The organism is Alteromonas sp. AO-Serp (assembly GCF_017849675.1).
GTDB classification, from domain to species: Bacteria; Pseudomonadota; Gammaproteobacteria; order Enterobacterales; family Alteromonadaceae; genus Alteromonas; species Alteromonas macleodii.
Map to the genome: position 1 here is coordinate 1 of NZ_JAFLMX010000050.1, position 2359 is coordinate 2359.

At 46.3% G+C, this 2359-nt stretch carries 2 protein-coding genes; both read right to left on the bottom strand.

Annotated features, from left to right (window positions below; all coding sequences use genetic code 11):
• The coding region (locus tag QVA83_RS04365) for a DNA ligase-like domain-containing protein (RefSeq protein ID WP_502711453.1) at positions 1-1029 on the bottom strand (1029 nt) is incomplete at its 3' end.
• Entirely contained in the window at positions 1029-2045 is a 1017-nt protein-coding gene (locus tag QVA83_RS04370) for a ligase-associated DNA damage response exonuclease (RefSeq protein ID WP_287498154.1), read from the bottom strand. The genes QVA83_RS04370 and QVA83_RS04365, both read right to left, overlap by 1 nt.
• Positions 2046-2359: the final 314 nt, after the last annotated feature.

A 2359-nucleotide genomic window follows, 5' to 3' on the forward strand; every position in this document is an offset into this window, starting at 1 on the left:
AACAGGTGAAGACGCTTGCAGTGCTTTACTTGGCTTTTTCTTGTTGAGGCGTTGCTGAAGTGCATTGAATGTGTCGACATTCGGCTGTGAAGCCATAGCGTCATAAGCGTCGCCTTTTATGTTATGAATAACCAGTAGTTCACCGTCTAGCACCATATTTCCTTTTACCGTTTCAAGTAGATCGGGAAAAGAATGGCTAATGTCATCTCCTGTGCGTGAGAAAAGCGCCTTATCCGGCGTCTCTTCATCGATTGTTTGCCCTTTTTTGTTATCGTTCTGGTCTTTTCTTGTGGCGCATTTACTGGCAATAGGCTCCGATTTAACAGCAAGCTGAACACGAATACCGTCGTACTTGTTTTCAATTTGCCACGTGTTTTCCGTAAAAGCATCAATATCGCTGTCCTCAATAGGGTGGGAGAGCATCACGGGGTGGAAAGTAACTGCATTTTCAATGTCAGGTTTGTCAGCTTTGCCTTCTAGCCAAGCAAGCATGTCGGTGTAGGGTGGTGTAACCGCGTGCCACAGCGTTTCAATTTCTTTGATATCTTTATTGCCATAATCGGCCAGTATTTGTTTAATGGAGCGAGCCGACACGCCTATGCGCAATCCGCGGGTGCCAAGTTTCAATAAAGCCCAGCGCTGTGCAGGGGTCATTATCGTCAGGTAGTTGGCTAGCGTTTCCGACACCTTCTGTTTACTCACAGACGCAAAGGTTTCTACGACTTCAGTAAGACTTGGAAGATTATCCGTAGGTTCACTGTAAGGCCATAAATGCGCCACGGTTTCGCTAACCTCTCCCACATAATCGTAGCTCATTGCAAAAAGTGCAGAGTCAGTGTGTTCGGTAATGAGCTTTTTCACAGTGTTACGCTTAAAAAAATCGAATCGCAACGTACCGGCCATAGCGGCTATAGCCCAGCCACGATCAGGGTCAGGTGTGTTGGCAATGTAATCAGCAATGAGTTGCGCTTTGGCTTTGTTTCCCGACGTGTAATAAAGTTGCTCAAGCAAATTACTAAATGTTTTCATTAGTCGCCTCCTTGCTCTTCTTCATCGTAGCCGACAAGCGATAATGCCCTAGCTTTGAACCCCATTTTTTCAGCTTGATACATTAACGCGTCCTCTCTACCGTGGGTCACCCATACTTCTTTGGGATTCACTTCTTCAATGGTTTGTAATAATTCTGGCCAATCGCAGTGATCGGAAATAATAAGCGGTAGTTCGGCATTTCTTTGCTTCGCACGGGCGCGAATTTGCATCCAGCCAGACGCCATAACAGGGCGCACATTGGGTAAGCTTCTCGACCACCTGTCGGCCAATGCCGAGGGGGGCGCTAATACAATCTCACCTGCCAGTGCTTTTTTATCTGCGACGTCGGATACAGGAATTAAAGCGCCTAGACTTATTCCAAGCTGTTCATATAAATCGCATAGCTTTAGCTGCGCACCATGTAAGTAGATGGGCTTTTCGTACCCCGCTTCACGTAGCGCTAAAATAACCCTCTGGCATTTCCCTAGGGCATACGCACCAACAAGGTGGCATCGTTCGGGAAAAACACGTAATGAGTGAAGGAGCTTATCTATTTCGTGCTCTATAGGTGGATGTTTAAATACAGGAAGGCCAAAAGTGGCCTCGGTAATCAATACATCGCAAGGGACAACTTCAAACGGCGGGCAGGTAGGATCGTGGCGACGTTTGTAGTCGCCTGAAACTACAACGCGATAACCTGCATGTTCGATAAGAATTTGGGTAGAGCCTAGAATGTGTCCGGCGGGGAAAAAAGTGACCGCAACGTCATTAAATGTCACTGACTTACCTAGCGTTATGGCGTGTTGGTGTGTTGCCATTTCATCGCCGTAGCGGGTTTTCATAATGGCCAGTGTTTCTGCGCTGGCATAGACACTGTGGTGGCCTGCGCGAGCATGATCAGCGTGTCCGTGAGTGACCAGTGCTGTGGCCACTTCATTCATCGGGTCAATATAGAATTCACCCGGCTCGCAATACAGGCCAGTGTCGTCAGCTTTAAGCCATGTTGATGGATGCACTACACATAATTTCCACGAAATAAACAATGCTCTTACTACGTAGTGAGTACCTAAAATCGACCATTTGATATTCGTTCGTTGAGGATTTTTTCGAACTGTAAAGCGCTTAAGCACTTTGTTTGTCGCAGTAGATATGGACTTGGATACAGCTTCAGAAGAGGTACTTTAAAAGTCTCTCACTTTACATGTGCGGTTGAATCAATGGAGTACTTTCCTTGATGAGAAGTAACACTGATAAGGATGCTGTAGTCTTATAACGTGCTATTCGAGCTACCTATTGTACAACCTCAAGTTGTTGGGCTTCTGATGCTGTT